The following is a 22,649-nucleotide window of genomic DNA, read 5'->3' on the forward strand; positions in this document are numbered from 1 at the left end:
CGGCGTGTCGGCCGAGCATCTCAGACCATGTGCGTCGACCATGCCCGGTCGTGCTCCCTCGGCGGCTCCGGGGCACGGCCGGTATGCAAATCTTGCAGTCGGCCTGATAGCCAGAGATTACGGGGTGACTTTCTTTCCGCTCGCATCAAACTGTTTCAGATAGGCGATAAGGTCGTTGATCCTCTGCTCGTCCTTGAGGCCGGCATAAACCATCTTGGTGCCCGGGATCTTGGCGCGCGGGTTCTGGATGTAGTCCCGAAAGGTCGCCTCGTCCCAGGTCAGGCCGGAATTCTTGTTGGCCGCGGAGTAGTTATAGCCCTCAATCGACCCCGAGTGCCGGCCAAACAGGCCGTTCAGCACCGGGCCGACGGCATTCTTGGCGTTTTCACCGATCTGGTGGCAGGCCCGGCATTGCGCAAAGACCTTCTCGCCAGCCGCCGCATCCTGGGCTTGGGCGTGGCCGAACCCGGCGAGGACCAGGGCGGCCGAGACAGCAATCGAACGCATGAACTTCTCCTTTGTGTGAACGGCGTGGCCTCATCTCATCTTGACGACCGCACGCCGGAGGCCGCCGAGAACAGGTTGGAGCAGCGGAGAATCGTGGCTGGACCTCCACCCGCATCGGCCCAGTCCCGGTCCGCCCAAGTTTGCTCTGCGCATAGGACCTGACCGTCTTTCCGGTCATGCCGCAGGCACGGGAGTTGCCGGTTGCCCGGTTTGGCTCCGTGGGACGGGCCATCTCAGAACCATCCGAATGTCAGCCCGGCCACGGCGAAATACCGGGCCGTCTTCGCCACCGCCACGATGACGATGAAGATCGGAAGTGGCTCGCGCAGCACGCCGGCGACAATCGTGAGCGGATCGCCGATGAACGGTAGCCAGCTCAGCAGCAGCGACCAGCGCCCGTAGCGGTGATACCAAGCCTCGGCCCGCTTGATCGTCTCGCGCCGGACCGGAAACCAGGGCCGGTCCTCGAACCGGGCGAGAAGCCGCCCCAGAAGCCAGTTCGCGGCCGAGCCCAGGGTATTCCCGACACTCGCCACCAGGATGAGAAGCCACCATTGGTAGTGTTCGGCGACGAGCAGACCGAACAGCACGACCTCGGACTGGAACGGCAGGACCGTTGCGGACAGGAACGCCGCCACGAACAGGCCGCCATACTCCAGGACATGGTTCAACGGGCGGCTCCCGTCGGGATGGCGGCTTCGGCGGCCGGAAAGCGAACCGACAGGATGTCGGGGAGCTGCTCATCTCCGGGCCGCCGCTCCACGGGCCGAGCGTCAATCCTGGCCCGGACCACCGGCGGCAGGAGATGCAGGAATCGCTTCGACATCACCACGCCGAGATTGGCCTCCTTTGACCGCCGCTCCATGCGCGGTAGGGCGTTCATGGCGGATCCGAGCACCGTGAATTCGGCGCGCCGGCCATCATCGAAGACACCCGCCAGAACGAACCCGCAGTGCAGTGTGGCGATGACGTGCATGCCGGAGGGCGTCTCCGCATGATTCTTCCACGTATCCAGGGGGGGCAGGACCTCGCAGGCCGCGTCAAAAGCCTGGATGGCTTGCTGCTCCGGGGGCCCGTCGAGGAAAACAGCCAGCACGCCGTCGCCGAGATATTTGTCGATGATGCCGCCGTGGCGCGAAACCGCTTCGTGCACGAAGCGTCTGAACGCCATGAGATCACCGATGACCTGACGCCCGGGACGGCTCCGGGCCAGGCCTGAGAAGCCCCGGATGTCCACCAGCAACAGACACGCATGGCGCTCGGCAACCTCGGTGGCTTCTTCGCCCCTGACCACCTCCGCGGCGACGCCTTCGGGCAGGAACCGTGACAGCAGCATCCGGTCCCACTCGGCGCGCAAAATGGTTGACCACGCAAGCCGTGTTCGATGGACTGCGTAGAAGACGAAGCCGGCCGCAGTGGCGAACGAGATGAACGCAAGCGCTTGCCGGGATCTCAGAGGGCTTGGGCGTCCTTCAGCCGGCAGCGTCGCGGGTCCAATCAGCAGAACGAACGACAGGATCCAGCCTAAGGTGACAATCGCGGCAAACGCCGCCACCAGATCGCGGCGCAGCCGCAGGCCGGTCTGGATGAGAAGAAGAAAGGCCGGAAACAGGCTGACCGCATCCGTCGCCAGAGACAGATCATGGGAATCGCGGGGCAGATGATCGGCGATGACATAGACCGCCAACCCGGCGTCCGTCAGCGTTGCGGCCCATGGCAGCCAAGATCGTCCGGCGGCGAAGCGCGATGACAGCGCCAAGACGACCGTCGTCAGGCCGTAGATCACCAGGACGATCCAGTGTCCCTCCCGATGGCCGTAGCCGTATTCGAGAACCGCGGCAGCCCCGAGGATGGCCAGGACCAGAAGCCGTGGCACCAGCGCGCGCCGGTCGAAATCGGCCTCCAGATACTCCGGCAGTTCATCAGAACGCACCCGGTCCGCAGTAGCCCCGCCGGTCCTTGGCGCGGGCCGTTTCCTGATGCGGGCGGATCCGAGCGGATGGCCGGTTTCAGCATCCGGCGCCGGGATGCGTTGTCGGCGAAGACTGGTTGGCGATTCTCGCGTCTGCATTCGTGTTCCTTGTTGAGCCTGTGGCGACCGGTCCGACGTGGAGCGTCAGTGGGCTCTCGTAGGGACCGAGAACAAGGTCGGCCGGGATGGCGCTGTCGGGTTCCAGATCCCGCGCGAGAGGGCCCACCTCGATCCAGATCCTCCTGCCGTCCAGGCGCTCGGTGGCGCCGGGCCTGACCGGCAGCGTGCCGATTTCGCCGCTGTGGCCTTGGCCGAAGGACCCCATGATCCGCGCCGGCTGCTCCCCCGGCATCTGCAAGCCCGTGATGAGGACGCGGTCAGTTCCGGCGTTCTCGACCGCAAAGGTGATCACGGTCGTTTCACCGGCGCGGGCGGGTGTGGCGGCGATCTGCGAGATGGCCAAGTCGCCCAGGACGGCGCTTTCGTCCTCGGCATTGGCCGGACAGGGCTGCAGGATGGCATAGGCTGCAATCGTGGCCACAGCCACTCCAACGGCAACGAGCCGCTTCATCGGGAGCATGATGGTTTCCTTGTTGTTCTTGGGTATCGCCGGCCGCCACGGTGAGTCCGAAAGCGCGGCGGCCGGCGATGGTCCACCCGGGGTTGGGGCCGGACGGAATTGATGCCGCTATCGCGCCTTCCGAAGGCTGATGACGGAAAGCTGGCCATTCACGCGGTCGGCCTGGAACTGCACCTTGTCGCCCGCCTTGACGCCTTTCAGGAGGGCCGGATCCTGGACACGGAACACCATCGTCATCGTATCCATGTTGAGGTTCGGGATCGCGCCATGGTCGAGCGTGATCTTGCCCTGGGCGGTGTCGACCTTCTCGACCGTGCCGGACACCATGGGGGCTTGGCTGGCGGCCGGGGCTGCTTGGGCTGGCGCTGCGGCGGGAGCGGGCACGGCGGGGGCCGGACTGGCCTGGGCGGTCGGTGCCCCCCGTTGATCCAGCGGCCCGGAGCCGTGCGGCGGCTGGTCAGGCTGGGCGCGGTAGTCAGGCTGGCGATTGCGAACCTGCCACTCCTTCAGCTCGGAAATCTGCTTCTGCTGCTCGTCGAGAATCTTTTGGGCCAGCTGGCGCAGCTGCCGATCGCCCCCGAATTCAAGCTGTGTCTTGGCGAGGAAGATCAGATCTTCATGATGGGCAATGAGCAACGAGGCAAAATCCTTGTCGGGATCGCCGACGAGCTTCATATCCTTGAAGCGGTCGTTCATGACCTCGCGGACGCGCTCATAGGCGGCCGGCGCCCCCTTGGCGGGCTGCGCCTGGGCGAGGCGGTCGGGACCGATGGCGACGATGGCCAGCAGGGCCCCAGCGGCAGTGAGGGTGGCGGTCATGCGTTTCATGGTGGTCTCTCTCCTGAAAGCGAAAGGCCGCCCCGCGAGTGGAGGTGTCGAACTCGTTGGATCGCGGGGCGGCACGGGCCTTACTTGCCCTTCTTGATCGAGGTGACGGTGATCTGGCCATTCACCCGGTCGGCGGTGAACTGCACCTTGTCGCCGGCCTTGACTTGCTTGAGCATGGCCGGATCCTGGGCACGGAACACCATGGTCATGGCATCCATATTGAGGTTCGAGATCGCGCCATGCTCGAGCGTGATCTTGCCTTGAGCGGTGTCGACCTTCTCGACCGTGCCGGAGACCACCGGCAGGCTCTGGGCGAACGCTTGGCTCGACAGGGCGAAAGCGGCAGTCAGGGCGATCGTGGTGAAGTTGATACGCCTCATCGGAAAACTCCTCGTCGGATGTTGTCAGTGGTTGGAAAGGGCGTCGTCACTTGACGACGACGGTGCCGTGCATGCCGGATTCGTAGTGGCCGGGAATCAGGCAGGCGAACTCGAACGTGCCGGGCTTGGTGAATTGCCACACCATCTCGCCGCCCTTGCTGACAGCCAGGCGCCGGGCATTCGGGTCGTCATGCTCCATGTCGGGGTTTTTCTGCATCTCGATCTTGTGCTTCGCGTTGCTCTCGACGGTGTCGAGGACAAACTCGTGGTCGACCTTGCCGTTGTTCTTGAGAACGAACTTGATCTGCTCACCCTGGCGCACTTCCACTTTATCGGGAAAGTAGACCATCTTGCCGTCGTCGGTTTCCTTCATGGTGATCGGGACGACGCGCGCTGCCTTTTTCGGGTCGCCAGGCTGGCCGTAAGCAGCCTCTTTGTCGTGGTGGCCAGGCGCTCCGGGGCCAGCGAAGGCGAGGCCCGTCGTAAGAAGGAGGGCTGCAAGACCGGACAGAGTTAGAGTGGATTTCATCGCTTAAGAACTCCTTGTTGCTGCGATTGGTCAGTGGTTGTTATGCCCGCCCCCGCTTTGGGCGGTGCGAGCGGGGCGCTTGCGGGGATCGACGGCGCGGAACTCCGTCGCCTTCACGCCGCTGTCGGGCGAGGTTGCCCGGGCGGGCTCGGCGAGCTGCTCGCCGGTCCACTCGTAGGCGACGGTTCCCTCCGGGTGCTTGTACCAACCCGGATCCTTGTAATCGTCGGCCGCCAGGCCCGGACGGACCTTCACGACCGAGAACATGCCGCCCATCTCGATGGGCCCGAACTGGCCGTAGCCTGTCATCATCGGCAGCGTGTTGTCGGGCAGTGGCATCTCCATCGAGCCCATCTCGCCCATGCCGGCCGAGCCCATCGGCATGTAGCCCGGTGCGACCTTGCGAATTGCGGGCGCGGTCTTCTTCATGTTGACGCCGATATAGGTGCGCACGCCGTGGCCCATGGCGTTCATGGTGTGGTGCGACTTATGGCAGTGGATCGCCCAGTCGCCGGGAACGTCAGCGACGAACTCGAACGCGCGCATCTGGCCAACCGCCACGTCGACCGAGACCTCCGGCCATTGCGCGGATTCGGGCACCCAGCCGCCATCGGTGCCGGTGACCTTGAAGTCGTGGCCGTGCATGTGGATCGGGTGGTTCGTCATGGTCAGGTTGCCGAACCGGACGCGGACCTTGTCGCCTTGCCGTGCAACGAGGTGATCGATCCCCGGGAACACGCGCGAGTTCCAGCACCACAGATTGAAGTCGAGCATCGTGTTGACCTTCGGCACGTAGCTTCCGGCCTCGATGTCGAAGGCGTTGAGCAGGAACACGAAGTCGCGGTCGACGCGGCGCTCGGCCGGATCGCGCGGGTGCACGACGAAGAAGCCCATCATGCCCATCGCCATCTGCACCATCTCGTCCGAATGCGGGTGGTACATGAAGGTGCCGGACTTGCGCAGAATGAACTCGTACACGAAGGTCTTGCCGGGCGGGATGTGCGGCTGGGTCAGGCCGCCCACGCCGTCCATGCCGTTGGGCAGGAGCTGGCCGTGCCAGTGCACTGCGGTGTTCTCCGGCAGCTTGTTGGTGACGAAAATGCGCACCTTGTCGCCCTCGACCGCCTCGATGGTCGGTCCCGGCGACTGGCCGTTGTAGCCCCACAAATGCGCCTTCATGCCGGGCGCGAGCTCGCGCACGACGGGCTCGGCGACAAGGTGGAACTCCTTCCAGTCGCCGTTCTGGCGCCAGGGCAGGGTCCAGCCGTTGAGGGTGACCACGGGTTGGTAGTCTGGCCCGCTCTTGGGATAGAGCGGCGGCTGCATCGTGGCCTCGGTCATGGTCGGCGCCTCGGGCAGGCTGGCGGCCTGGGTACGTCCGCTGATCATCGAGGCGCCGGCAAGGGCCAGGCCTCCGGCGCCGAGGAAGTTCCTGCGCGATAGGTCGGTCATTGGGTTCTCCTCAAGGGTTTCAGTGTCCGCCGCCGCCGGCTCCCCCGCCGGCCGCAGCTGTGGTGGTTTCCCCGCCGCCCTCTCCGCCGCCAACCCCGCCGCCGATCAGGGCGGCCTTGAGGTCGGTGGCTGCGATCCAGAAGTCGCGGCGGGCGTTGATGGCGTCGACGTTGCTGAGGATGCGGGTGCGGGCGTCGAGGATGAGCTGGCTCACGTCGACGAGCATGCCGCTGTACTGGAGCTGTGCTTCATCCTGGATGGTCTTCTGCAACGGCAGGACGCGGCCCTGGTAATGGCGGGCGAGGTCATGGTTGCCGCGGTAGCGCAGGTAGGCCTCGCGGGCCTCGGAGCGCACGTTGACGGCCCGCTCCGCCAGGCGATTGGCGGCGGCCATGTAGGTCTCCTGGGCGTTGCGGACGCCCACCGCGCCGAAGTCGAAGATCGGGATCGTGAAAGCGACCTCCAGCCCGCGCCGCTTGATCCGTTCACTCTCGACCACAGTCTCGCCGCCTTCGGAGAAAACGGATGTCGTGCGTTCGTAACTGGACAGCCCGGCGAGTTCGATATCGGTCACAAACCGCGTGGCGTTGGTCAGGCCGTACTGCCCCGCGACCGCATTCAGGTCATGCCGTAATGCCTGGAGGTCGACACGCCGTTCGAGCGCCCGACGCTCGATGTCCTGGGCCGAGGCGATGCGGGCCGGGAGTGCCGGCAGCGAGTTCGGCAGGCGGAAGTCGATGTCCCGACCCCACAGGCCGAGCTGCCGGATCAGGCGCTCGCGGGCAACCTTCTGCTCAATCCGCGCACGGGCGAGCTGAGCTCCAAGTTCCTGGTAGAAGGCATGCTCGCGCGCCTGCTCCAGCTTGTTGAGCGAGCCGGTCTCGCCGAGCTGCTTGGCGAGTTCCGAGGCAGTCTCCGCCGTCCCGAGCGCCTGCTGCATAAAGGCGACCTGCTGGTTGGCGGCAATGGCCCGGTAGTATTCCCGACGCGCCTCAGCGGCGAGCCGGAGCACGGCCTCGGCGGTGCGGAACTGGGCGGCACGGAAGCGCTGCTCGGCGATGGCCGTCCGCGCCGGCAGGGTGGCGAGTTCGAACAGGCCGATGACGATCTGGCGCTCGATCTCAAGTTCCAGGCTGCCGCCCAGCCGTGACAGGGACACGGTGGGGCTCGGAGGCAAGCTCGTCTGGATATACTCGGCTTCCGAGACCCCGAGCTCGTTGAAGTCCGCTTGCAGACCACGGTTTTTCAGCAGCGCAATTTGGACCGCGCTGTCGGGGGTGAGCGGGCGGCGCAGCAGCTCCTCAACCCGCTGCTGAATGCCAAGGGCCTCAGCCTCGTTGGTGACCTTGACGACGTCTTTGTTCAGTTCAGCGTACGCGACCGTTTGTGCTGTCGACAATCCACCGTCTGCCGAAAAGGAGACGCAGCCGCCAAGGAGCACGGTCAGGGCGACGCTGCCGAGTAGCCCCAGGCGTGGCATTGATACCATCTTGCACTCTTTTTGAGTCATTATATTGCTTTCCTTGCGCGTGCGTTGCCGCGCCGCCCCCAAAGCGGCTGATATGTCCTTGTTTTCACCCATGGATCACCGCCCGCGCCGGGCAGCATCGTTCGAGTCGTCGCGCTCCGGATTGGCGCCGGGCGCGACGCGCCGGTTGAGCTCGCGCCAATCGAGAGGGTCGACGACATCGTAGCTTCGCACGCCAGCGGTGACGGCGGTATAGCCAGGGCTGCGGGTGTCGATGGTGGAGTTGGCAGGAGCCGCAAGGTAGGAGGGCGGCTGGGTGGCCACGCAGGCACCCAGACTGAGGCCAAGCATAGCCAAGGGAATCAGCTTTATCATGGGGTCCGTCTCCGGGCGGACCTCCGCAGCGTGGTCAGAATGGGACGATGCGATGGCGGACGGCACGTCCGTCCTTCACCACAGGCCCGGCGTTCTGATTGCGATCTGCGAAGGATGACCGGTTTGAGCTTCAGGACGGTCGCAGCCGGCTCTCAGGAGCGGGCACGCCGGTTCGTGCGGGCGTCAGCCGCCCGCGCCTGACTCAGACGGTTCGTGGAGGCCTGTCGAGGCCGCCTGCGGTGATGCCCCCGACCTGCTCGTCGCCGGCCATCACCATGGGAGCCTGGGAAGCCGCCGGGGAGTAGAGGCTGGGAGGTGCACTGCCCTGAAAGGCATGGCATGCGCCCATGCTACAGCAGATCAGGCCTGTGCAATCCTGCGTGTCCCCATCTTGGTCGCTGAAGCCGCTCAACGCGGTATCGTCGCAGGATGCCAGCACATCCGCGTGCTCGTGATCCCCATCGACGGCTGCATGCTCGTGCCCGGCGTTAACCGCCGTGGCGGGCCCATGCCCGGCCGGCGCAGCCGCCTGCGACATGGAGATCGGGAGGATCGCCATGGTAAGCGCAAGCAGTGCCACGATGATTGTGCCCATCAGCCGCAAGGGGAAGGCGCTCCTGTTCGTCAGAACCGGATATGTGTCACGAAAATCTGGATTCGACAAGGCGAGGGCAGACAGAGGGTCGGCCCCTGTCTAGCGGGAGGGAATGAGGTAGGAGAGCATGGAAATCCTCAGCTCTGCTTTGTTCACGAAGCCTGTAGCCCTCCCCACCGTGGCAAGGTCAACACCCCCAGTTTAGCTGTCCCAAATTTAGCCTGCGACAAACGGCGCCTGTGTCAGGGAGGTTGGAAGTGACAACCGGTCCAGTCCCGGGGGATTTGCGTTTGACCGGCATCCCGCCATCAATGTCTCAGGTCCGGGAGATCCGCGCTGAGCCAGAACTAAGTTCTTGAGTAAATCCCAGAAACGCGCTAACTTGCAAATGCCTTGCAAGAGCAACGCGAGTGGCTGCCATGCGCAACTGGCTGCGAGAGACCGTCAACCGCCGCCACCTTCTCTGGGGCAGCCTCGCCACGGCCAGCGGCTCCCTGCTCGGGGGTGTGGCAGCGACCGGCCAAAGCCCGCATGCCGGCCATGGGGCGGCGGCTCGGCCTTACGAAACGAACTCAACCAATCCCCACGGCGCGCACGGCAACATGATCACGGTCGGCGACGTCGGCAGCGCCCGCAACGGCTTCGATCCGACAGCGCTCCTGACTGACTGGGACACCGGGATCGTCTCATTGCTGCCAGACGGCCGCACGCTGCGCACCTTCGAGATCACCGGCGAGGACAAGGAAATCGAGATCGCACCGGGCATCTTCTTTCCGGCCTGGACCTACAATGGCCGGGTGCCGGGCCCGACCATGCGGGTCACAGAGGGCGACCGCATCCGGATCATCTTTCAAAACGATGGCTCGCATCGCCACTCGATGCACTTCCACGGCATCCACTCGGCCCGTATGGACGGGATCCCTGGAGCAGGGGAGATCGGTCCTGGCGAGGCGTTCACGTACGAGTTCGATGCCTTCCCGTTCGGGTGCCACCTCTATCACTGCCACTCGCTGCCGTTGAAGCGGCACATCCACAAGGGCATGTACGGCGCCTTCGTCATTGATCCCGACCCGACACGTCATCCCGAACTGGCTGAGGTTGCCCGTTCACGCCTCCTCGGCACGCCCGAGAACCAGGGTTGGCAGGAATTCGTCATGGTGATGAACGCCTTCGACACCAACTTCGACGGCGAGAACGAGATCTACGCCGTCAACACGGTGGCGCATCACTTTGCCAAGCACCCAATCACAGTGGTCCGCGGCAGGCCGGTGCGCATCTACCTCATCAACGTGGTCGAGTTCGATCCGATCAACTCGCTGCATCTGCACGGCAACTTCTTCGACTATTACGACCACGGTACAACCCTGACGCCGACGCTGCGCACCATCGACACGGTCATGCAGTGCCAGGCCCAGCGCGGCATCCTGGAGTTCACCTACCGGGAGCACGAGACCGGCTTGTACATGTTCCACGCTCACCAGTCCGAGTTCACCGAGCTCGGCTGGATGGGCATGTTCGATGTAGTGGAGGCTGCCGCATGAGCGAAATCGCGGGTCCTGACACGGTTGCTGCTCCACCAGCGAGAACAACGGCGACGGCTCGGTCGAGATACGCCATCGCACTGTGGGTTGCTCTGCCCCTATTCCTCCTTGGGATGGCGGCCGCATGGCTCGTGGTCTCCGATCCCTTGCGCGCCTTCAACAACGGCGCGCCGCCGGTCGAGCGGCTGACGTTCGAGCGCCGCATCCTTGACAACGGCGGTATCCACCTTCTGGTGCGGGCCGGCGGGTCCGAGCCGGTGACCATCGCGCAGGTCCAGGTGGATGATGCCTACTGGACCTTCACCCAGGATCCGTCGGGCGATCTTCCCAGGCTTGCCACCGCCTGGATCCACATTCCCTTTCCATGGACCCTTGGCGAGGCGCACGCGATCCGGGTCGTGACGAAAACCGGAACCACCTTCGACCATGAGATTCCGGTGGCCGTGCGGACCCCGGAGGCCGACTCGAGCCAGCTCGTGCCGCAGGCCGTGCTGGGCGCCTTCGTCGGCATCGTGCCGGTTTCCCTTGGGCTGATGTTCTACCCGGCGCTGCGCGGGGTCGGGTCCCAGGGCATGGGCTTCCTGCTCGCCCTCACCATCGGTCTGCTCGCGTTCCTGCTCGTCGATGCGACCGAGGATGCGCTCGAGCTGGCCGGGGAGGCGGCCACGGCCTTCCAGGGCCCTGTGATGGTGGTGCTCGCGGCCACGGTCAGTTTCCTCCTGCTGTGGGTCGTCGGCCGCCGCCGGGGCGCCCCGACCGGGTTGGCGCTGGCGACCTACATCGCGCTCGGGATCGGCCTGCACAATCTTGGTGAGGGCCTCGCGATTGGCGCCGCCTTCACGGCCGGAGCCGCAGGACTCGGCACCTTCCTTGTGCTCGGCTTCACGCTGCACAACATCACCGAAGGCATCGGGATCGCCGCGCCCCTGGTGAAGGAGCCGCCGCCGCTGTCCGCCTTCGTCTGGCTGGCCCTGCTGGCCGGCGCCCCAGCCATCCTGGGCATATGGTTCGGCAGCCTGGCCTACAGCCCGCAGTGGGCGGCCCTCGCACTGGCGGTCGGCGCCGGGGCGATCCTTCAGGTGATTGTGGAAGTCGGAGTCTATCTCCTCCGCCTGGACGATCGATGGAAGACTGCGTCGGTCCCCGTCAGCGTCATCGGCGGTCTCGTGGCCGGTGTTGCGCTGATGTATGCCACCGCCGTCCTGGTGAAGGTCTAGCAAGCAAGGACTGGTTCGATGACGGCTCGCAGGACGAAGCATTCAGGCCCGGGAACTCCGGGCGACAGGATCGAGACCAACCGGAGGACACATGCAAGGGCCGGGGGCTCGCGGGAACCCGCTGCATTGTCGGGGGCGAACCGCATCGAGGCCCAGTGTCGGGCGAAGGGGATGAGACTGACGGATCAGCGCCGCCTGATCGCCCACGTGCTCTCGGAGGCTGAAGATCATCCCGACGTGTTCGAACTGCACCGCCGCGTGGTAGCGCAATGCCCGCATGTCGCGCTCGCCACCGTCTACCGGACGGTCCGGCGCCTGGAAGCGGAGGGCATTCTCGAGCGGCATGAATTCCGTGACGGCCATGCCCGGTACGAGCCGGCGTCGAAGACGCATCATGATCACCTGATCGACCTCGAAACGGGGAACGTGGTCGAGTTCCGCAATGCCGAGATCGAGAGGTTGCAAGCGGAGATCGCGCGACGGCTCGGTTACCGGCTCGTCAGCCATCGCCTGGAACTCTATGCCCTGCCGGTTCCGGTCATCCCTCGCTCGGACGAGGACCGGTCCTGATCGGGCGTCCGTCCCGCAGGGGATTTCGAAGGCCATGCCGCATCCCGGTCCTCGACACGATGGCTGCTTTTCGAGAAGGTCGCGTTCGCTCGACTGAAGTGGGGCCCTGCCGCGGCTTCGAGGCTCGTGATGCCTCATCTTTTGGGGACCACCGTGATCGTGAGCAGGCCATCGGCCCCCTGGTCGAATGCCAGTGAATAGTGGGCCTTGATCCCGTCGCCCTCGCTCTGCCCATCGCGGAGGGCCGCCCCAGGCAAGTCCGAGAGCAACCTGGATCTCCGATTGGGTTGCAGCTCGGCATCGAAGATTTCCATCGTTGCCCCCAATGCTGCGGTGGCGTCGACGATGCGGTCATGAACATCGCCTGCGGCATCGGCTGCCAAGAGATCCGCTGCGATCATGATTTCCCTTGTCCGGGGCGGCATTGCCCGACCAGTGGCGACGAGGAACGCGCGCGCTGACGAGAAACGGCATTCGATCAGCTCGCGCCCCGCGCACCATTCGAGTTCAAAGCGCAGATCAAGGCCGGCCAACCGGAGCCTGTCGTTCACTACGATGCCGACATTGCGGGGCGATCTGTAGAACGGGTCTGCGATGGCCGGCCCGGCAAGGGCGGCCATAAGGACCGTGGTGAGGATTTTCCGTCGGCTGTCCACCCGGGCGCCCTCCGCCGTCCGGAAGCATGGGCCAATACTGTGGCTGAAGCGTGCCTGCCAGCACGCCGCAGCAGATGGCGAATGTCCTTTCGAGGTTTGCGCTGTGCAAACCAGTTCGACTTGGGTGCTCTGGCAGCGGCCGCAATCACGCTCCAGGCGCTCAGGTGAGGGCGGCTCGGGAAGGTTGTGAAACCCGAACTGCGACCTGATCCACGTGCTCATTTTCCACGAGGGCTCGGATGCATCGATCGAGCGAATGAGACTGGTGTTTTTGCACGCGGTTTCACTCGGCCCTTAGCCAGTGGGCCGCGTGTCAAGCAGTAGGCGGCGACTTCCTCACACGTCGCAAGGCGACCGCAAGTTACTTGCCTTGGGCCGCCACAGAAGCGGTGTGCTTTGGCGGCAGAGCGTCCGCGCCCTATTATCCTTGCAAGCCGCTATGCTTATGGTCGGAGATATCGACGTAATGCCTCTTATGCCTTTCTAAGGAAGGCTAGTTCCATGGATCAGACTCGGGGCAAACAGCCCAGAATCTCCCTTCGCTTTGCTCTCGCGATCGTTTTGGCTTTAGGCTCAACAGTTGCAAATAGCCAACCTGTACAATTCGATGCTCCGCAGCGCCAAGCTATCGAGGCGATCATCAGGGAGTACTTGCTGAAAAACCCCGAGGTCTTGCAGGAAGCGATCGGGGAGCTTGAGCGCCGCCAGCAGGAGGCGCAGAAGAACGCTCAAACGACCGCATTGCGCGCCGAGCGGGAAAAGCTGATCAACTCGCCAAATGATTACGTGGTCGGCAATCCTTCCGGCGATGTGACCCTGGTCGAGTTCTTTGATTACAACTGTCCGTACTGCCGGAAGGCAAAGGGCGATGTCGACGCTCTCATCAGAAGCGATCCGAAGCTGCGGGTTGTGCTCAAGGAGTTCCCGATTCTCGGGCCGGACTCCGTCGAGGCGAGTCGTGTGGTGGTCGCGGCGAAACAGCAACTCTCCCCGGACAAGTACCTGGCATTCCATGATAAGCTCATGGAGACACGCGGCCGCGCGAACGGGGAGCGCGCACTGGCCGTGGCGAAGGAATTCGGGCTTGACCTGGCGAGGCTGCAGAAGGACATGCAGAGCGCTGCGGTCACGGCCGTGCTTCAGGAGAATACCGGCCTTGGCGATAAGCTCGGCATTACGGGAACGCCCGCCTTCATCCTGAACGAAGATATCATTGCGGGCGCAGTAGGACTTGAGCCGCTGCGGCAGGCAATTGCAAACACACGTCAGTGCGGCAAAATCGCATGTTAGGCTTCTCCGTCAAAGGGCTCGGAACCTTAGTTCGTCCGGTCTCTGATCGTCAGGCTTATCGGGATCGCAATAACCTTGAACTTCTGATCGGACTGTCTCAAACAAGTCCGCTCCATCGCCAGCCGCGACGAGAAGCGCCGCCAACTATCTCGCAATGATCATCATCAGGCCGGTCATGCGCTAGTGGTCGAAATCTGGTACTTGGTTCCCGCGATGATCGGCCGGCTCTGCGCCATAATCGAGCACCGCGACCCTCAAAACAACGCGCCCGCCAACGCTGTCGTTGGAACCTCCTCTTCCGAGGCGATTACCCCGTCGATTCGACGAGGATCACCAGGGACTCCGGCACCACGCCATCGAAGGCCATCGCGTCACTGGCCGCCTTGCTTTGCATCGCCGTTTTCAAGGCATCCAAATCCGGCACGTCCATCATCACAGCCACCCGAGCCGGATTTTGTGGATCTACGAACGTTCGGATGTTGGTCACTCCGAGCGAACCGAAAAACTCTTTGCGCTTCGGTGAGGTGAGCCAGTGCTCCGTGCCCTTTGTGATGTTGTGATGGCCAATAATCGTTGGCATAGCATCCTCCCTGCGACGATGCCGACGGCCGGATCGAGAGCCGCGCTCCAAGGCTACGATGCCCTGTTCATGCTGCGCTGTAAACCACCGCGGTCAGACGCGGGCCGGGCGGTTCAGAGTCGTCGCCAGAGTCGTCATGTGGGAAATACCAGCCGACGGCCGAAGGACCCTTTCTCAAGCAAGATCGGGAGCAGCAGCTCGGGACGGGGGATAACCGCAACGGGTCAACACTAGCCCGTTGGCCCTGGGAACCAAGTGTCAGATTTTGACCACTAGCAATAGTTCTTTGCAGACACGCCTGGCGCGGCCGCTTCCTTCCAGGCTGCTGAAGTGCCCGGCCGATGATGATCGCCCTGGCTAGGCTTGCGGGCCCCGTCTGGTTCTTACCAAGGCGTTACATTGGCCCTAGCGAACTGCAGGGCGGCCGATCATGCCGTCTACAGAGCATTGCTTGAGCAAAGCCGCAGGAGGCTAGGCGTGTCTGATCACTCCCGCGAATTGAAGGCTTGATTGGTCAATCTGTGATAATGTGCCAAGCAGTCATTAAGCGGTTCGGCACCTTGGAAGAATGCTAGCCGACATTGAAGGAAGGAGACGGCAAACCGTCCAGGCGGGGGCTCGGGTTCCGGGAGGAAGCAATGAGATATGCCCGTTTTGCTGGATTGATAGGCACGGTGGCCTTGATGTTAGCCCCGGCTATTGCGCTGGCTCAGGCTGAGCCAGAAAGCGGCTTAATCCGGGCTGATGAGATTACGCGCGCTCTCCGTGGCAAAGTCTGCACGTCGCGGGTGGGCGCCACCTTCGCGTTCGCCAACGATGGGCATTACGCTTACGACGGGTTGTGGACCGACCACGGTACCTACTCGGTCCATGACGGTGCGGTCACCGTCCTGCTTGACAGTGGTCTTGAAAGAGACTTCGCCATTTCGAGGCGGGGAGGAGTGCTTTACATGGAGGAGACCGCCGTCTCATGCGCATGAGCCATTCCACTCGAAAGGGATCTCCTCAACGATCCACCGCGCGTAACCAGGTGCTACTGTAGACGGTTCCTCAATGATCAACAGGCCAGTCCGACCGACCGTAAAGCTGACGGGCGCTCCCTTCGAAGCCGAAGGAGCCCAACAGCTCAACCGGCGCAAGCGCCGGATTGCGGCTGGTCGCCTCAGACGTGCCGGCATCCTCGAGGATCCGCTCACCACCTTCCTACGCTCCCGACGAGGAGCGCTCTGCCTCCTCGCAGGGGTTCTGCTCCTCGCCGCAGCTCTGTATGGTCTATATCTCGGCAAGATGTAAGGCGAGGCATCTGATCCCGTCGGTGGAATATGGCAAAGATCCTAGCGGACCCGATTATGTGGGACAGAGAGCCAACCTCCCCACAGAGCTTCAGTCATCGGGCCTCCGCCAGGTGGCCCGGGAGGTTTGACAAACTCAATCTCCGCCCAGAACGGGGCATGCAGGAGGACTGGGATGAGCTTCTACAGCGACGTCGTGCTGCCCCGCCTCCTCGACCATGCGATGAAAAATGAGGATCTCGTCGGCTACCGCCAACGAATCGTCGGGGCGGCGCACGGCCGGGTGCTGGAGGTCGGCATCGGATCGGGCCTAAACCTGCCATTCTACGGCCCCGGGGTGACGGAGATCATCGGCCTGGAGCCCTCGCGGGCCCTCATAGCTCTAGCCTCGCGCCGCGCCGGACCGAGTGGCAGGGCCGTGTCCTTCCTGCCAAGGTCTGCTGAGGCGATCCCGCTCGAACGAAGCAGTGTCGATACCATCGTGACGACTTGGACCATGTGCTCCATCCCCGATGCTGCAGCGGCCCTCGCCGAGATGCGACGGGTGCTCAAGCCTGGCGGGGATCTCCTGTTTGTCGAGCACGGCCGGGCACCCGATTCTTGGGTGGTCCGCTTCCAGGACTGGCTCACTCCCGCCTGGAGACCGCTCGCCGGTGGCTGTCATCTCAACCGGCCGATCGCCGATCTCATCACAGGGGCAGGTTTCGGGATTGTTGGCCTGCGCACCGGATATGCTCGTGGGCCACGCCCCTTCACGTTCATGTACGAGGGCCTAGCGCGCTAAACCTGAAGCCCCACTCCAAGGCATGCGACGGAACCGGGTACCGGAGGCCGCCGTTTTGGCTTTGACCCCTGATGGATGGTGCTGTGGCCGATTTCATTCGCCTCATGCTAAGCCGCGGGATCATCGCGCTGGTGGCCCTTGGCTTCGCGAGTGCGCCGTTGCACGCGAGTCTCCGTGTTCGCGGGTCAATCTCTACCCAGGACCTCTATGCCGCGAATGCGGCCAAAACAGAGTGCGTAACTGCCAACCACAAGCATGCCTCGCAGTCGAAGGGCCACGTGTCTGGGCAATCGTGTTGTCATTCCGCTTGCACTATGGCCCTGGCCCCGTCTGTTGCCGGCGGGATTCATCCTACTGCTCCGAGGGCCCCTGTTCCGATGTCGCCAGACCTGATGCCGGTATCGGCAGCACTGTCAGGCATCGATCATCCCCCAAAACCTGCCTGATTCTGGCGGAGCCTTCATGCCATCAATGGGTGCAAGGCCTCCGCCCCTCGAGCGTCAGTCCGTCGGCGCGTCAGGCGCCGCGCCGGTGCGGGCTAGTCCCTAGCGCGCCAAGAATTCAGGAGACCACCATGCATCAGCTATCGCCTGAGATGCGGGCTTGCATCGACGAGTGCCTGCGCTGCTACCAGACCTGTTTCGGCACGGCGATGACCCACTGCCTCGAGCAGGGCGGCAAGCACGTCGAACCCGGCCACTTCCGGCTCATGATCGCCTGCGCCGAGATCTGCAAGACCGCGGCCGGCTTCATGCTGATGAACTCGCCGCACCACAAGCATGCCTGCCGCGAATGCGCCGAGATCTGCGAGGAATGCGCCCGCTCCTGCGAGCAGGTCGGCGACATGCAGGACTGTATCGAGGCCTGCCGCCGCTGCGCCGAAAGCTGCCGCCGAATGGCCGCCTGAAAGGCCTCGGCCTCGAGCACCTCTTCAGGAAGCAGTTACCCATCCCGGCGGCTAAACTGTACTGGGTTCGCCGGGATGCCGCCATCAGAGGCTGCCGGCCCAGGCCTGCAGAGGAGTCGTCGCGGCATGAATGGCGGTTCTACTCAGGTGCGACGGTGACCCGAATCACGCTCGCGGCGGGCGGGTAGGAGGCCTCGTCGATCCGGCGCAGCACGCCATTCTCGGAGGCGCCAGTGTTTGGCGCCGCCTGTCGCGGCGCTTGATCCGAGCCGACACCGGGCGGCTGGTTGACTTCGGTCCCAGCATCCCAAAGGGCGACGCTGGCGGTCAGTTCACCGCTGACCGGTTGGCCATCCGCCGTGAACAGGTCCATGCCACCCTCCTGCGGTGCATAGACGAGATCGTTGGACTGCACGAACATAACCGCGAAATGAAGCCGATCGCCAGGCTCCGCCGTGATGGTGAAGTCCTCATTGTGCAAGAACGGCTGTGCGATCGGCGACGATCTGCCGTGATTGAGCGCCGCGATCAATGGCGTGGGATTGCCGTCTTCGGCCAATGACTCCAAGGCGGTGCCTGCCGGCTGCCCCGGCGTGAAGAAGACAAACTTGTCTTTGGAGACGACATAGAGGCCGGGGGAGATCGGGGCTCTCGTGCGTCTGCCGTCGGGCAGTGTGAGCGTCTCGTTGCTTGTGATGCTCTCGATGGACACCGCGAAGGTGACCGGACCTTCGGCATGCGCCGCACTGGTGATGGCGGCCCCCGCGACAAGAGTCATGGCGAGCGTGAACTGGGGATGACGGAACATTGCATTCTCCTTGCCCAAGCGCGCTGGACACTCCAGCGCGACGTCTACAGCCTAGAAGGTCAAGGGGATTACGGACCAATGCCGAATAGCTCGCGATTCCATAGCGACCCGCTTGTCTCCGTCGCGAATGTTTCTAAGCCCGAGTAGGAGACCAGCACCTGCCGATCAACGTACGCTGCGAACCAGCCTAGTCTCAATATGGGATCGTCTCGTCAGTGGAACCGGGAGATTGCGACATAAACCTGCGCCTTCGCCGAAGCTGACTGGACGGCCGCTCATGTGCACCCACTTTCCTATCATGGACGCATCGAACGGGTAGAGAAGCATGTCGGAGTAGGGGATGCGAGAGCCATGGGGAACGGGACTGCTTCACGCTCAACTGCAAGCAGAAGATTGGACCACGTTTGATGCGCTACACGGTGGCAACTCTCCGTTGAAGCCCATTGAACTCTATCCTGACTGCAGCCACCAATGATCAAAAGAACGGCCGAGTGCGGACACGGTGCTTTTGAGAACCTTCAGGTCTGATCCTGTTCCCAAGACCTCTGAAGCAAGATGAATGTGGCATTGCTGACACCGGACGGTTCGCGCAGTTCGTTGGCAAGTTCTTACAGCATGACCAGCCTCATTTGTCGGTTCTGAGTGACGCTCAAGTCTTGCTCGGCGAAATCACAAAAAAGTAGAATCCGTCACGCTGCACGGCCGCTTGTGCCGCCTCTGCTTTGAAGCCACGTCGGCTGCTCCCGGGCCGGCCCAGCGTGCCTCGGAACTTCCAGCCTGCACCGATGAGGAAGTCCGGGATCGGGCTACTCTTCGGGACCGCGCAGAACAGGTCGCGAGCGAACCGTGATTCAAAAATGATATAGGATTGTGCCGCAGTCACTTTCCGTGCCTCACCTTGAACAGGGTGACGGCCGGAGGCAAAGTCAGAATGCGAGCCGTTACCCTCTCTTTTGCTTGCAAGAGGGCGGGGCACTTCGTTATCCAGAGGGCTAGCGCCGGCTGGTTTCCGCCTCCGGCGGTTAACGGTCTTGTCTGGCAATGCAGTGCTCCGGAAGATAGCAATAGATCAGTTGGCAGCGGGCGGCGCCAGTGATCAAAGGTCTATTCGCCTGATTCAGCCGCCCAGGGTTGCGCGGCCGTGGCATCCTGCCTTTGAGATCACCCTTGGGGCGGTCCGAAGGCGCGCTATCGCCGATCATGCGCGGGAGCGACTGCGTGACCGTCATGGCAACACATGCCGATATAGGCTCGGGGAGAGCATGCAAGGCGCGTATGCCAGCCAGCGCGTTGGCCAATGTAATCTGGCACCTTGGACGCCTGCCCTTGTGCCAAATCATAGTAAAACGCTGCGGCCGAACCGCAGATCGACGTGCCATGGCCCCTCACCAAAAAGCACACTGCTCATAAGGCGGCTACGCCTGTGCCCGAAGAGCGGCGCATCGCCTCTGAGCATAAGTTCGTATGGCAGTGCTTCGAGGTTACAGCGCACTTCCAACGGGATGCACGACAACCGAACCCGATGCAGGCACGCCGGCCGAGTCCGCGGCGGCTCCCGGGGAAACTTGTAAGATACCAAGCTCGATTTGACGGGCAGCGTCGGAGCGGGTGGTATTCTGGCAGCCTGAAGGATGGCTTGGTGCTCCCACAGGCCGTCAGGTCCTGCACCTGCGGAGCACCGCTAAGCGGTTGCGGAGCTTGACCCCTGCCTCGCCCAAGCGGAGAGCGACGATGCCCGAATGGCAGATTCAGAACTCGGCTCCGCTGCGCAAAACGCGATTTGATCCGACATCGTCTGACAAACCAAATCCTGACAATCATATCGTGCTGAAATAACAGCAGCTCCGCTCACACCCATCTCGGCGCGATCCATGACCGCGAAATGCACCCAGCGCCTCCTGATGCGAAGTATTGGGTCAAGGGCATTGTATGCGGGGCGATGATTGATTCACACAATGCCGCACCGCTCCTGCCATGGCGGCAACCCTATCGCTTCTGCTCGTCGCGCTACCGCGCGTTCCCTCGCATGCGGATGTAACCGGGACCGTATTCTATCCGAACTCATGGTCAGGAGCGTGTTTCAGGCGCCGCCCACGACAAGGAGAATGAACAATGAAATTGCTGGTCCTCGCTGCCATCGCTGCTATCTCAGTTGCGGGCGCCGCGCATGCAGAGACGGCAAGAGCGACGCGCGGACCTTCGACGGTCGAGCCTAGTTTTCCGGCAGGCCTCCGAAGCGGCTTGGAGCGTGACCTGACCTCCCGGTTCCCGGAGGGCAGCTTTCCCCCAGGCTACAGGCCGACACCCCTGCAGGAGATGCTCGCCAGGAACGGTGCCGCCGCGTTTGACAACTCCCGCTACCTTGTAATCAAGCGCAATAGCAAATGACCAAAGATGTTGCGGGGTTTTTGGACGGGATCTCGCCCTCTGACAGTCACTCGGGCGATCGCTTCACAGATGCGTGAGGCTGTAACCGATGCGGCGGAGGATCCGAACTGATTGGCAGGGGCGCATCGACGACGCCCATGGAGGTCGCATGATGAACGCACGCACCGCTTCCGTCGCAGACGCCGCCCGAGCCGCACCGCGTCCGCGTGGCAGGGTGGCCTGGGGCGGCCGCCGGACCTGGCTGATCCTTGCGGCGCTGGCGCTGGTCGGCGGCGCAGCCCTGAACTGGAGCTGGCTGGTCGCGGCCGGCATCGCCCCGCTGCTGCTCGCCCTCGCACCCTGCGCCGCCATGTGCGCCCTGAGCCTCTGCTCGCGGCCGGGCGATGCCGGATGCCAGAAGGACAGCCCCGCACCTCCGGCGCACGAGCCGGACACGAGCGAGCGCGGTGGGCCGGGTCCGGCCTGAGCCCCGCAGCCGCTGGCCATAGCCGCCCGCACCCGAGTTCACCCCGGAGAAAGGAACAGGAGCACCATGAAGACAACCACTCTCGCCCTGCTGGCGCTGGGCGCCGGCCTGGCATTGGCGCCGGCCCTGCGGGCGCAGGAGGCGCCCGGTGCCGCCGCGCCTCAGACACCCGGCACAGCTCCATCACCCGGCGCGATGGACCGCCCGGGCATGATGGGCGGCACCATGATGGGCACCATGGGCGCCATGATGCAGATGATGGAAAACTGCAACCGCATGATGCAGGCCATGACCGACCAGACGCCCGCCACTCCGTCGCGTGAGACCCCGCCGGCCACTCCTGGGCAGAGAGGCTAGCGAGCGCGACGCGCGGCCGCCGCGGTTCCCCTAGCGCGGCGGCCGCACCCCGCTTCCATTGGCAATCCGCTAGACCGGTATTCCGGTGCGACGCAAAGTGATTGTTCGAAGAGGCAGTGCATCCGTGAGTTACGAAGGCAATGTGGTCGGGCCATCGCGTTTCAGGAGATCTGACATGCGACTTATCTACAATGGACTAGAACGCCAAATCATCCGTGCCTTCCGACGGGCGGTTGCAGAGAACCGACTGGATGTCGCTGATCATCTCTTCCAAGCTCTGGAAGCGATGGACCCTGAATTTGAAAGCATAGCCTTACCGGACTCGGGCCGTTCCATTCTAGAAAGAACGAAAGCGGTTCCTCAGGGCCGGCACTGAGGAGGGCGGTCGCGCCTCTGACCGCGTTAGTCCTGCCGGCTTACTGCGCGGCGGTTGTAAAGATGCGTGTGGCGAAGTTTGCTCGAACTGCGGACCCACCCCGAGTTTAACCTGAGAACTGAGGCAGAGTTGAGAGAAAAGGAGTTCCTCGCTCATACCAGAATCCCGTAAAGCAAGACTGCGAGTTGAGGGGCTCTCGCGCACTTTGTACGGTCGCGAGGCGCTCCGGGTCTTTTTGCCGCTGCAGATAAGGCGGCGGAGGGAAGGATGCTCGGGCTCATTCTCATGCCCGCCTGCCATTGCAATGCGATCAGCCGTAAGGGATTCTCGGACCTAAACATATCCGCCCGAGGACGGCGTGACAGCGCATGCTGTCCGGCCTGCTAGATGTTTAGTCCCGGCATTTGATGGATCGGATCGAGCCTGAAGCGATGAGGCTCGGTTGTCCAAGTTTTGCAGATGTACTCGTAGGGAGTGAGCCCGCGCAGAGTCTTGAGCCGGCGGGCGAAGTTGTAGGCGCTCACGAAGTCAGCCAGATGCTGCCGAAGCTGGTCGTGAGTGTCGTAGTAGTAGCGCCTGACGGTCGCGTCCTTGATCGTGCGGTTCATGCGCTCAACCTGTCCGTTATCCGGCATGATGTTTGCGGTGCCTTATGCGTCCATCTGCTTTCTTCGAAAAGCGGTGCTATGGTGAGCCCATCTGGGACGCGGGGCACCGGGAGCACGAAGGTG

Annotated in this window: 26 protein-coding genes and 1 pseudogene; 12 read left to right on the plus strand and 15 right to left on the minus strand. The window is 63.5% G+C overall.

The window, feature by feature from the left end:
- Positions 1 to 117: 117 nt before the first annotated feature.
- From JO965_RS40885 to JO965_RS40935, 11 genes are all read right to left on the minus strand, one after another.
- On the minus strand, positions 118 to 507 hold the full coding sequence (locus JO965_RS40885) for a cytochrome c family protein (RefSeq protein WP_203446778.1): 390 nt from the start codon (positions 505 to 507) through the stop codon (positions 118 to 120).
- A 233-nt stretch (positions 508 to 740) separates the two neighbouring features.
- Positions 741 to 1,178, minus strand: coding sequence for a YqaA family protein (locus JO965_RS40890; RefSeq protein WP_203446779.1), 438 nt, complete (start codon positions 1,176 to 1,178; stop codon positions 741 to 743).
- A complete protein-coding gene (locus JO965_RS40895) occupies positions 1,175 to 2,440 on the minus strand; it encodes an adenylate/guanylate cyclase domain-containing protein (protein ID WP_203446780.1) in 1,266 nt (421 codons plus the stop codon). Before JO965_RS40895 ends, JO965_RS40890 begins: the two co-directional genes overlap by 4 nt.
- 76 nt (positions 2,441 to 2,516) lie before the next feature.
- A complete protein-coding gene (locus JO965_RS40900; protein WP_203446781.1) occupies positions 2,517 to 3,059 on the minus strand; it encodes a hypothetical protein in 543 nt (180 codons plus the stop codon).
- A 108-nt stretch (positions 3,060 to 3,167) separates the two neighbouring features.
- Positions 3,168 to 3,887, minus strand: a complete 720-nt coding sequence (locus tag JO965_RS40905; RefSeq protein ID WP_203446782.1) for a copper-binding protein — start codon at positions 3,885 to 3,887, stop codon at positions 3,168 to 3,170.
- An 80-nt stretch (positions 3,888 to 3,967) separates the two neighbouring features.
- Complete coding sequence (locus tag JO965_RS40910; RefSeq protein ID WP_203446783.1) at positions 3,968 to 4,267, minus strand: copper-binding protein; 300 nt, start codon at positions 4,265 to 4,267, stop codon at positions 3,968 to 3,970.
- Positions 4,268 to 4,313: 46 nt separating this feature from the next.
- Positions 4,314 to 4,796, minus strand: a complete 483-nt coding sequence (locus JO965_RS40915) for a plastocyanin/azurin family copper-binding protein (protein ID WP_203446784.1) — start codon at positions 4,794 to 4,796, stop codon at positions 4,314 to 4,316.
- A gap of 30 nt (positions 4,797 to 4,826) precedes the next feature.
- On the minus strand, positions 4,827 to 6,248 hold the full coding sequence (locus tag JO965_RS40920; protein WP_203446785.1) for a multicopper oxidase family protein: 1,422 nt from the start codon (positions 6,246 to 6,248) through the stop codon (positions 4,827 to 4,829).
- A gap of 19 nt (positions 6,249 to 6,267) precedes the next feature.
- Positions 6,268 to 7,737 (minus strand): TolC family protein, encoded by a 1,470-nt coding sequence (locus JO965_RS40925; RefSeq protein WP_246777212.1) that lies wholly within the window; start codon positions 7,735 to 7,737, stop codon positions 6,268 to 6,270.
- Positions 7,738 to 7,833: 96 nt separating this feature from the next.
- The gene (locus JO965_RS40930; RefSeq protein WP_203446786.1) at positions 7,834 to 8,091 is read right to left on the minus strand and encodes a hypothetical protein; all 258 of its coding nucleotides are present in this window, start codon (positions 8,089 to 8,091) and stop codon (positions 7,834 to 7,836) included.
- Between the two features lie 202 nt (positions 8,092 to 8,293).
- Positions 8,294 to 8,695, minus strand: coding sequence for a hypothetical protein (locus JO965_RS40935; protein ID WP_203446787.1), 402 nt, complete (start codon positions 8,693 to 8,695; stop codon positions 8,294 to 8,296).
- 410 nt (positions 8,696 to 9,105) lie between these two features.
- Between JO965_RS40935 and JO965_RS40940 the strand changes: the two genes are divergently transcribed.
- From JO965_RS40940 to JO965_RS40950, 3 genes are all read left to right on the plus strand, one after another.
- Complete coding sequence (locus JO965_RS40940) at positions 9,106 to 10,227, plus strand: multicopper oxidase domain-containing protein (protein ID WP_203447454.1); 1,122 nt, start codon at positions 9,106 to 9,108, stop codon at positions 10,225 to 10,227.
- On the plus strand, positions 10,224 to 11,444 hold the full coding sequence (locus JO965_RS40945; protein ID WP_246777213.1) for a ZIP family metal transporter: 1,221 nt from the start codon (positions 10,224 to 10,226) through the stop codon (positions 11,442 to 11,444). The genes JO965_RS40940 and JO965_RS40945 overlap by 4 nt, the downstream gene beginning before the upstream one ends.
- A gap of 171 nt (positions 11,445 to 11,615) precedes the next feature.
- Positions 11,616 to 12,014 carry a Fur family transcriptional regulator gene (locus tag JO965_RS40950; RefSeq protein WP_246777214.1) on the plus strand — a complete coding sequence of 133 codons (399 nt, stop codon included), beginning with the start codon at positions 11,616 to 11,618 and terminating at the stop codon, positions 12,012 to 12,014.
- A 134-nt stretch (positions 12,015 to 12,148) separates the two neighbouring features.
- Here JO965_RS40950 and JO965_RS40955 read toward each other — a convergent pair whose 3' ends face one another.
- Positions 12,149 to 12,670: a hypothetical protein gene (locus JO965_RS40955; RefSeq protein WP_203446789.1), complete on the minus strand. Its 522-nt coding sequence runs from the start codon at positions 12,668 to 12,670 to the stop codon at positions 12,149 to 12,151.
- 501 nt (positions 12,671 to 13,171) lie between these two features.
- On the opposite strand from JO965_RS40955, the gene JO965_RS40960 reads away from it, so the two are divergent.
- Positions 13,172 to 13,960: a DsbA family protein gene (locus tag JO965_RS40960; protein ID WP_203446790.1), complete on the plus strand. Its 789-nt coding sequence runs from the start codon at positions 13,172 to 13,174 to the stop codon at positions 13,958 to 13,960.
- A gap of 307 nt (positions 13,961 to 14,267) precedes the next feature.
- On the opposite strand, the gene JO965_RS40965 is transcribed toward JO965_RS40960, so the two are convergent.
- Positions 14,268 to 14,540 carry a hypothetical protein gene (locus JO965_RS40965; protein WP_203446791.1) on the minus strand — a complete coding sequence of 91 codons (273 nt, stop codon included), beginning with the start codon at positions 14,538 to 14,540 and terminating at the stop codon, positions 14,268 to 14,270.
- Between the two features lie 638 nt (positions 14,541 to 15,178).
- On the opposite strand from JO965_RS40965, the gene JO965_RS40970 reads away from it, so the two are divergent.
- The 4 genes from JO965_RS40970 to JO965_RS40985 all read left to right on the plus strand — a co-directional run bounded on the left by JO965_RS40970 (position 15,179) and on the right by JO965_RS40985 (position 17,523).
- On the plus strand, positions 15,179 to 15,520 hold the full coding sequence (locus tag JO965_RS40970) for a hypothetical protein (protein ID WP_203446792.1): 342 nt from the start codon (positions 15,179 to 15,181) through the stop codon (positions 15,518 to 15,520).
- Between the two features lie 73 nt (positions 15,521 to 15,593).
- On the plus strand, positions 15,594 to 15,833 hold the full coding sequence (locus JO965_RS40975) for a hypothetical protein (RefSeq protein WP_203446793.1): 240 nt from the start codon (positions 15,594 to 15,596) through the stop codon (positions 15,831 to 15,833).
- A gap of 174 nt (positions 15,834 to 16,007) precedes the next feature.
- Positions 16,008 to 16,616, plus strand: a complete 609-nt coding sequence (locus JO965_RS40980) for a class I SAM-dependent methyltransferase (RefSeq protein ID WP_203446794.1) — start codon at positions 16,008 to 16,010, stop codon at positions 16,614 to 16,616.
- 574 nt (positions 16,617 to 17,190) lie between these two features.
- On the plus strand, positions 17,191 to 17,523 hold the full coding sequence (locus tag JO965_RS40985; protein ID WP_203446795.1) for a four-helix bundle copper-binding protein: 333 nt from the start codon (positions 17,191 to 17,193) through the stop codon (positions 17,521 to 17,523).
- Positions 17,524 to 17,662: 139 nt separating this feature from the next.
- Here the strand turns inward: JO965_RS40985 and JO965_RS40990 are convergent, their stop codons facing one another.
- Positions 17,663 to 18,331, minus strand: coding sequence for a spondin domain-containing protein (locus JO965_RS40990; protein ID WP_203446796.1), 669 nt, complete (start codon positions 18,329 to 18,331; stop codon positions 17,663 to 17,665).
- Between the two features lie 2,112 nt (positions 18,332 to 20,443).
- Here JO965_RS40990 and JO965_RS40995 point away from each other — a divergent pair.
- The 4 genes from JO965_RS40995 (at position 20,444) to JO965_RS41010 (ending at position 21,918) form a co-directional block, all read left to right on the plus strand.
- Positions 20,444 to 20,719: a hypothetical protein gene (locus JO965_RS40995; RefSeq protein WP_203446797.1), complete on the plus strand. Its 276-nt coding sequence runs from the start codon at positions 20,444 to 20,446 to the stop codon at positions 20,717 to 20,719.
- 88 nt (positions 20,720 to 20,807) lie between these two features.
- Positions 20,808 to 21,185, plus strand: a complete 378-nt coding sequence (locus tag JO965_RS41000; protein WP_246777215.1) for a hypothetical protein — start codon at positions 20,808 to 20,810, stop codon at positions 21,183 to 21,185.
- A 66-nt stretch (positions 21,186 to 21,251) separates the two neighbouring features.
- A complete protein-coding gene (locus JO965_RS41005) occupies positions 21,252 to 21,542 on the plus strand; it encodes a hypothetical protein (protein WP_203446798.1) in 291 nt (96 codons plus the stop codon).
- Positions 21,543 to 21,717: 175 nt separating this feature from the next.
- On the plus strand, positions 21,718 to 21,918 hold the full coding sequence (locus tag JO965_RS41010) for a hypothetical protein (protein ID WP_203446799.1): 201 nt from the start codon (positions 21,718 to 21,720) through the stop codon (positions 21,916 to 21,918).
- Positions 21,919 to 22,301: 383 nt separating this feature from the next.
- On the opposite strand, the pseudogene JO965_RS41015 reads toward JO965_RS41010, so the two are convergent.
- A pseudogene (locus JO965_RS41015) lies at positions 22,302 to 22,544 on the minus strand (integrase core domain-containing protein); the annotation flags it as partial.
- Positions 22,545 to 22,649: the final 105 nt, after the last annotated feature.

This window comes from Microvirga sp. VF16 (assembly GCF_016864375.1).
In the GTDB taxonomy this organism is placed as follows: domain Bacteria; phylum Pseudomonadota; class Alphaproteobacteria; order Rhizobiales; family Beijerinckiaceae; genus Microvirga.